The sequence below is a fragment of the Methylobacterium isbiliense genome, from assembly GCF_022179325.1.
Taxonomy (GTDB): Bacteria; Pseudomonadota; Alphaproteobacteria; order Rhizobiales; family Beijerinckiaceae; genus Methylobacterium; species Methylobacterium isbiliense.
This window is the reverse complement of the sequence record NZ_BPQQ01000093.1, coordinates 1-7,355: the sequence shown is the minus strand read 5'-3', so window position 1 is coordinate 7,355 and position 7,355 is coordinate 1. Positions and strand designations below refer to the sequence as shown.

The following is a 7,355-nucleotide window of genomic DNA, read 5'->3' as shown; positions in this document are numbered from 1 at the left end:
ACCTACTAAGACTTAAGGTCGTTGTAAGCGACCTTTGGTTCCGGTCTCGAAGTGTCGCCAAGCCTCTGGCTTGGCATCGAGAATTCGAGATGGGTCATCGGCCCCGTCGATCCCGGGCTTGCCCGGGATCGAGATCGATGCGTCAGCATCCTGGGGCGATGGTATAAGACTCAGCGTTCCCCGATCACCGCTGAGAGAAGCCCGGCCGCAAGGCCGGGCTTTTTACTTTTGGGGTGCGGCGCCGACGGGCAGTCTCCGCCGCGGCTCACGCGGTCCGGTCTGGCAGGACGATCCGGAAGCGGGCGCCGAGGCTCGTCTCGTCGAGGCTGAGGCTGCCGCCGTGGAGGCGTACGAGTTCGGCCGCGATCGTCAGACCGAGGCCGGTGCCGCCCGCGCGGTTGGCGCTTCGGAACGGCGCGAACAGGTGGGCGCGCACGCGCTCCGGCACGCCCGGGCCGTTATCCGCGACCAGGATCGTCACGGTGCCGCCCTCGCGGAACGCCTCGATGGTCACGAGGGAATCCGCCCCGCAGGCGGTGCCGGCGAGGCCCAGCGCCTGCACGGCGTTGCGCACGAGGTTGATCACCACGCGCGAGAGCTGATCGGCATCCGCGTCGACCATCAGCCCCTCGGGCGTCCGGTCGTCCACCCGCACGGCCGCGCCCGGCACAAGGCCCGCGAGGTCGAGGGCGTCGGCGAGGATCGGCCGCAGCGGAACGAGTCGGCGTTCCGGCACCCGTTCGGCCACCCGGCCGTAGGCCAGCGTCGCCTCGCAATAGCGGATCGCCCGCCCGAGCGTGGCGAGCAGGCGGGGCGCCACCCGCTGCACGGCCGGGTCGGCGGTGCCCTCCAGCCGGTCGCCGAGAAGCTGAGCCGTCGTGAGCAGGTTGCGCAGCTCGTGATTGATCTTGCTCACCGACAGGCCAAGGTCGGCGAGGCGGCGCTTCTGGCGCAGTTCGCCCGCGAGCGCGGTCTCCATCCGGGCGAGCGCCGTCTCGGCGAGGCCGATCTCGTCGTTGCGCCACGAGGGCGCGACCATCCGCGAGGCGTCCTCCGGATCGTCCGCGAAGGCCGCGATGTTGCGCGCCAGCCGCCGCACCGGCCGCACGATCGAGACCTGGAGCGCCAGGAACACCAGGAGCCCGGTGATGCCCGAGATCACCAGGGAGGTGAGGAGGATGCGGCCCGAGAAGGCGATCAGCGCCTCGCGCAGGGGCCGCGGGTCGATGACGATCTCGACGAAGTCGACGCCGTCCTTGCCGTGGCCGACCACCCGCATCGGCTCGGTCTGCGGGTGCAGGAGGCTGTTCCACGCCCCGATCGCCAGTTCGATCCAGCCGGCCTCGCGCAGATCGACCACCTCCCCCACCTCCGAGGGCACCTCCTCCACGGCGATCAGGCGGCGCGTGCCGCCGGCCTTGAGCGCGATCGCCCGCGCGCCGACCCCGGTGAGCAGCCGGCGCGCGAGGTCGTCCGAGACCCGCTGCTGGGGGGCGGCATCGAGGACGAGGGCGGCGACCTGCGCGGCGGCGACGCGGTCCGAGAGCCAGGTGCGACGGAAATTCGCGGCGCCCGGAACGTAGATCAGGATTTCCGCGAGCAGCACGAACAGGATCGTGAGCAGCAGAAGACGGCCCGACAGACCGATCCGGCTCGCGACGCCTCCGAGGGCGCCGCGCCCCCGCATGGCATCGGCGAGACGCAAGGGCCCGTTCCTCCCGGCCGGCACGATGCGGCCGGCCGCTCTCCTGGGTTACGCGCCGGGCGGGACTTCGTAAAGCCGGTGCCGGTTCAGCCCCGGGCGCGCAGCTTGCGGACGACGACCGGGGCGAGGGCGAGGACGCCGAGGGCGAGCAGCGTGGCGACGAGTTCGGGCGTGATCACCGCGCGCAGGGAGAGCGCGGTGTCGCAGTCGCGGTCGCCGGCGTCGAGGCAGGCGCTCCTCGCCTCCTGGTGGGCGGCGACGACGGTCTCGATGCGTGCGCCGGTGGCCGCGTAGATGAAGCCGCCGGGCGAGATGCCGAGCAGCGTCGCGAGCGCGAAGGTGCGCAGCCTCACCCCGAAGATCGCCGGGCCGAGATTGGTCATCCAGAAGGGAAAGAGCGGCAGCAGGCGCAGGAACAGCACGTACGAGAAGGCGTCGCGCCGGAACCCGGCGGCGAGGCGGTTGAGGCGTGCGCCGGTGTGGCGCAGCAGCACCTCGCCCGCGGCGGTGCGGCCGATCGAGAACACGATCACGGCGCCCGTCGTCGCCGACGCGATGGCGACGAGCGCCCCCGTGACCGTTCCGAACAGGAAGCCGCACAGCATGGTCATGAAGACCGAGACCGGCACCGAGACGACCACCGTGCCGACATAGACCAGCGCCGTGACGAGGATCGCGCGCAGGCGGTCCTCCTCCACGACGCCGAGGGCCCAGGCGCGGGAGGCGAGCAGCCGCTCCAGGCTGAACCAGTGCGTGACGCCGCTCGCCAGGAGCGCGACCGAGACCAGCACCAGGGCGACGAGCGGCAGGACGCGCAGCCAGCGCCGCCAGGGCGGGCGGGCCACGGCCTCAGGACCGGTCCCGGTGGCCGGCGGCGCCTCGGCGTCGTCCGTGTCGGGCGTCGACACGCAGCCTCAGGCCGCTTTGCGCATGCGCAGGATCTTGAAGAAGCCGCCCGGGAAGGTCGGGCGCAGGCCGATGAAGGTCACGCCGCGCCGCAGAGCCCAGGCCTCGATGCGCGAGGCCTTGAAGTCCGAACTCCACCCGATCTTGGAGCAGAGCGGGGCGACGATCTCCTCGACCCGCGCCACGGCGCCGTCAGCCTGCCCGAAATGGTTCGCCAGCACGATCTCGCCGCCCGGCCGCAGCACGCGCAGGAACTCGTCCAGCGCCCCCTCCGGATCCGGCACGAGGGTGATGAGGAACTGCGCCACCACCGCGTCGAAGGTGGCATCCGCGTAGCCGAGCCGGCAGACGTCCATTACCTGCAGGCCCTTCACGTGCGACAGGCCGCGGCGGCGCACCTTCTGGGCGGCGCGCTTGAGCATGTCCTGCGAGAGATCGACGCCGTAGACCTCGCTCACGGCCGGGTAGTAGCCGAGTGACAGCCCGGTGCCGACGCCGGCCTCCAGGATGCGCCGGCCGTTCGCCACCGCGGCCTCGACCGCGTCGCGTGCGGCGGGCTCCGTCAGCTTGTCGTAGACGACGTCGTAGACCGGCGCCCAGCGCGCGTAGGCCTTGCGCATCAAGGCGGTGGTGGGTCCCGCCTCCCGCGGCTCGCTCAACATCTCGCCCTGTCTCTCCCCGAAAGCATCCTCCGGCCCGGCCTCCCGGTTCGCCGGCGCGATGCGCCCTCAACATTCCGTGCGGGACGAAGTCCCCGTGTGCCGCGGCTCAGGCGGCTGCGCGCTGCGCCGCCTCGACCCGCAGGATCGTGCCGCCGCCGAGCACCCGCGCCCGCGGCCCGTCATCGGCGTAGATGGCGCAGGCCTGCCCGGGCGACACGCCGTCCTCCGGCGTGGCGAGTTCCACCTCCGCGCAGGACAGGGCCGCATTCCAGCGCAGGGAGGCCGGCCGCGGCTCCCGGGTGGAGCGCACGCGCACCGCGACGGGCATCCCGTCGAGGGCGGAGAGCGGCGCGTCCCCGAGCCAGTTGGTCTCGCTCAGTCGGATGACCGAGGTGGCGAGCGCCTCGCGGGGGCCGACCACGACGCGGGCGTTGTCGGGATCGAGACGCACCACGTAGAGCGGCTCGCCGGTCGCGAGCTTCAGGCCGCGGCGCTGCCCCACCGTGAAGCCGATGATGCCGTCGTGGCGCCCGAGCGCCCGCCCGTCGAGATGGACGATCTCGCCCGGGCGCAGCGCATCCGGCCGCAGCCGGGCGATCACGTCCTGGTAGCGCCCCTGGGGCACGAAGCAGATGTCCTGGCTGTCCGGCTTGTCGGCGACCGCGAGGCCGAAGGACTGCGCGAGGCGGCGGGTCTCGTCCTTCGGCAGCTCGCCCAGGGGAAAGCGCAGGAAGTCGAGCTGTTCGGCCGTCGTGGCGTACAGGAAGTAGCTCTGGTCGCGGGCCGGATCGAGGGCGCGGTAGAGAGCCCGGCCGCCGCCCGGCCGCGCGCGGCCCGCCACGTAATGCCCGGTGGCCAGCGCGTCGGCGCCAAGGTCGCGGGCGGTGGCGAGCAGGTCGCGGAACTTGATCGAGCGGTTGCACTCGACGCAGGGGATCGGCGTCTCGCCGTGGATGTAGCTGTCGGCGAAGCGGTCGATCACCGCCTCGCGGAAACGGTCCTCGTAATCGAGGACGTAGTGCGGAATGCCGAGCGTCTCCGCGGCCCGGCGGGCGTCGTGGATGTCCTGCCCGGCGCAGCACGCGCCGCGGCGATGCGTGGCGGCGCCGTGGTCGTAGAGCTGCAGCGTGATGCCGACGACGTCGTAGCCCTCGCGCTTCAGAAGCCCCGCGACGACCGATGAATCCACGCCGCCCGACATCGCCACCACGACGCGGGTGTCCTGCGGAGCCTTGGGCAGATCGAGCGAGTTCATCGTGGTTCTGGTGTGGGACGCAGGATCGGCGCGGCCTGCACCGCGCGACGAGGCGGCTCTCCGTCCTCGGCGCTGCCCGCCGATGTCTATAGTGATCCGCTGCGCGATGTTCCAGGGCGGGGCATGCCCGCAACCCGGCAATTCCTGCCGCCGGATCGGCAGGATCGGCCCGGCCGGACCGCCGGGCCAACCTGCCGTCGCTCGATTCGAGCTCATTCCCAATGACTTGGCGGATCGGCCCGGTGGCCTCGTCCTTGCGATGCCGTCCCCGAACGGAGAGGCGGAATGGCGAACGGGTCGAGCGCGGGCGTGCAGGGGACGGGCTGGGAACGAGCTGCGCAGGGCTTGGCGGTGCGTCGAGCCCCGCCGCGCGAGGCCGTGCCGTTCCGGATCGAGGAAGCCGGCGAAGCGCCCGCGCATCCGGCGTCGACGCCGCACACCACCGCCGAGCCGAGAACGGCACGCACGCCGTCCGGCCCGCGCCGGGATCTAGCCTCGGTCGCCACGCGAGCGGAGACCACGACGCCTGAGGCGGCCACGAGCCCGGCAGTCCCTCCGGGCCAAGCGGCGGGCGGGACATCGACGCGACCGCCATCCGCGCCGCGCCCGGATGGCGCAGGGAGTGCGAGTCAGGCGGTGGGTCTGACGTCCGAGGCCGTGGCTGCCGGGCAAGCCCCGCCTGCGGGACCGGTCACGGCGCCACCCGAAGGGCCGGAGGCGAGCGGGACGGCGGCGCGCGCGCCATCGGACGCACGCCCCGCCGCCGCCGAGCAGGTCCCGCCTGCGGGCCAGGCTGCGGTCCCGCCCGCGGAGGCGGCTGGCGCCCTGATGGCGGCCGCAGACGATCAGGGGCGGGTGGACGGGACGGACGGGTCCGATGCGGCCGCCGCCCCGCCCTCTCCCGACGCTCTCCTCTGGCCGCTCGCCCCTGCCCCTGCCCCGCCGCAGCCGACCGCCGCTGGCACGCCCGCGGGAGAGACCACGGCCGCGGCTGCCGCGATCCCACGCACTCCGCCCGCCCGCCCGGAGGCGGAGGCCGCATCCGTCGCGGCGGAGCAGACCACCCCGCACGCCCGGGCGAAGGACCGGATCGGGGAGACGGCCGCACCGGCTCCGGGCGGGACGATTGCGGCGGAGGCCGCCGCGGCCTTTGCGGCCGAAGCTGTCCCGCCGCCGCCGGCGCCGACGGCCCCGGCCGCCGTCGATGCCCCCGCGGAGGTCCCGGCCGCGCCTGCGCGCAGCGAGCCGGCTGCCTCGCCGGTGGCGCTCGGCGCGGTGCCGATTGCGATCGGGATGCGGGCGCTCGCCGGCAGCAACCGGTTCGAGATCCGGCTCGACCCGGCGGATCTCGGCCGCATCGATGTCAGCCTCGACATCGACCGGGAGCACCGCGCCAAGGCCCATCTCGTGGTCGAACGGCCCGAGACGCTGGCCCTGCTCCAGCGCGATGTGCGCCACCTGGAGCAGGCGCTCGCCCAGGCGGGGTTCGAGGCAAATGAGGCCGCCGTGAGCTTCTCGCTGCGCGACGGGAGCGGCGGCCAGGGGCAGACGGGCCGCGAGGAATCGGGCCGTCCGCAGGGCCGCACGCCCCACGGCACCGGCGAGGCCGAGCCCGGGCCGGTCGCTCCCGTGCTGCGGCTGACCGGGCGCTCGGCCCTCGACATCCGCATCTGACCGTTCGTCCCGCCCTGCCCACCTTCGCGAGTTTCCGATGACAGCCGGCATCACCACCCTCGCCTCGGCGGCGAGCGGCACCAGCCGATCCTCCACGACGAGCGATGCCGCCACGCTCGCGGGGAACTTCGACCAGTTCCTGACCCTGCTCACCACGCAGCTGCGCAATCAGAACCCGCTCGATCCGCTCGACACGAACCAGTTCACGCAACAGCTGGTGCAGTTCGCCTCGGTGGAGCAGCAGCTCAAGTCGAACGACCGGCTGGACGCCCTGCTCTCCGCCAGCAAGGCCTCGTCCTCCGCCTCGGCCGCAGGGCTGATCGGGCAGACGGTCACGTCCTCGGGCATCACGGCACCGCTCGCCAACGGTGCGGCGGCCTGGACGCTCAACGCGGCGCGTGCCGCCACGCGGGCGACGCTCACGATCGCCGATGCCAAGGGCAACGTGGTCGCCACCCAGACCAAGGCCCTCGCCGCCGGAACCCAGACCTTCACCTGGGACGGCCGCAACTCCACCGGGATGCTGGCCTCGGACGGCACCTATACGCTCAAGGTGCAGGCCTTCGACGCCACCGGCCAGAAGGTGACGGTGGACACCAAGGTGACGGGCGTCATCTCCAGCGTCGACGTGAGCGGGTCGGATCCGATCCTGACCATCGACGGAAAGACGGTGCCGCTCAGCAGCGTGCAGGCGATCGGAGCAGCCTCGGGCGGGTGAGCGGCGCCCGAATCAGCGCGCTGCGGCGCACGAATCACATCCTAGGGATTTGATTCAAGCAATCTTAAACGCGGCTGGCTAGCCTGAATGGTGACAGGTCAGTCGAGTGTAAGAGCGTATCATGACCGAACCCCACCGCCCGAGGGTGAAGTACGTCATCGGACCCGATGGCTCACCTCTCACCATCGCCGATCTCCCGCCGAGCAACACCCGTCGCTGGGTGATCCGCCGCAAGGCCGAGGTCGTGGCGGCCGTGCGCGGCGGTCTGCTCAGCCTGGAGGAGGCCTGCCAGCGCTACACGCTGACCACCGAGGAATTCCTGAGCTGGCAGTACTCGATCGAGCAGCACGGGCTCGCGGGCCTGCGCACCACCCGGATCCAGCACTACCGCCAATAGGCGGCCCGCCCGGGACGGACGAGGCGCCCGCGCCCCTG

7 protein-coding genes are annotated in these 7,355 nt (G+C 72.7%); 3 read left to right on the top strand and 4 right to left on the bottom strand.

Annotation, left to right across the window (positions count from 1 at the left end; genetic code table 11):
• Window positions 1-265: 265 nt before the first annotated feature.
• From MFF61_RS29420 to mnmA, 4 genes are all read right to left on the bottom strand, one after another.
• Window positions 266-1,687 carry a sensor histidine kinase gene (locus MFF61_RS29420; protein ID WP_238241241.1) on the bottom strand — a complete coding sequence of 474 codons (1,422 nt, stop codon included), beginning with the start codon at window positions 1,685-1,687 and terminating at the stop codon, window positions 266-268.
• A gap of 104 nt (window positions 1,688-1,791) precedes the next feature.
• Window positions 1,792-2,613 carry a TVP38/TMEM64 family protein gene (locus MFF61_RS29415; protein WP_238241240.1) on the bottom strand — a complete coding sequence of 274 codons (822 nt, stop codon included), beginning with the start codon at window positions 2,611-2,613 and terminating at the stop codon, window positions 1,792-1,794.
• A gap of 6 nt (window positions 2,614-2,619) precedes the next feature.
• On the bottom strand, window positions 2,620-3,273 hold the full coding sequence (locus MFF61_RS29410) for a class I SAM-dependent methyltransferase (protein WP_238241239.1): 654 nt from the start codon (window positions 3,271-3,273) through the stop codon (window positions 2,620-2,622).
• 106 nt (window positions 3,274-3,379) lie between these two features.
• The gene (gene mnmA / locus MFF61_RS29405) at window positions 3,380-4,528 is read right to left on the bottom strand and encodes a tRNA 2-thiouridine(34) synthase MnmA (protein WP_238241238.1); all 1,149 of its coding nucleotides are present in this window, start codon (window positions 4,526-4,528) and stop codon (window positions 3,380-3,382) included.
• Window positions 4,529-5,356: 828 nt separating this feature from the next.
• Between mnmA and MFF61_RS29400 the strand changes: the two genes are divergently transcribed.
• From MFF61_RS29400 to sciP, 3 genes are all read left to right on the top strand, one after another.
• Window positions 5,357-6,202, top strand: coding sequence for a flagellar hook-length control protein FliK (locus tag MFF61_RS29400; RefSeq protein WP_238241237.1), 846 nt, complete (start codon window positions 5,357-5,359; stop codon window positions 6,200-6,202).
• Window positions 6,203-6,239: 37 nt separating this feature from the next.
• A complete protein-coding gene (locus tag MFF61_RS29395; protein WP_238241236.1) occupies window positions 6,240-6,920 on the top strand; it encodes a flagellar hook assembly protein FlgD in 681 nt (226 codons plus the stop codon).
• A gap of 121 nt (window positions 6,921-7,041) precedes the next feature.
• Window positions 7,042-7,317, top strand: a complete 276-nt coding sequence (gene sciP / locus MFF61_RS29390; RefSeq protein ID WP_238241235.1) for a CtrA inhibitor SciP — start codon at window positions 7,042-7,044, stop codon at window positions 7,315-7,317.
• The last annotated feature ends 38 nt before the right edge of the window (window positions 7,318-7,355 follow it).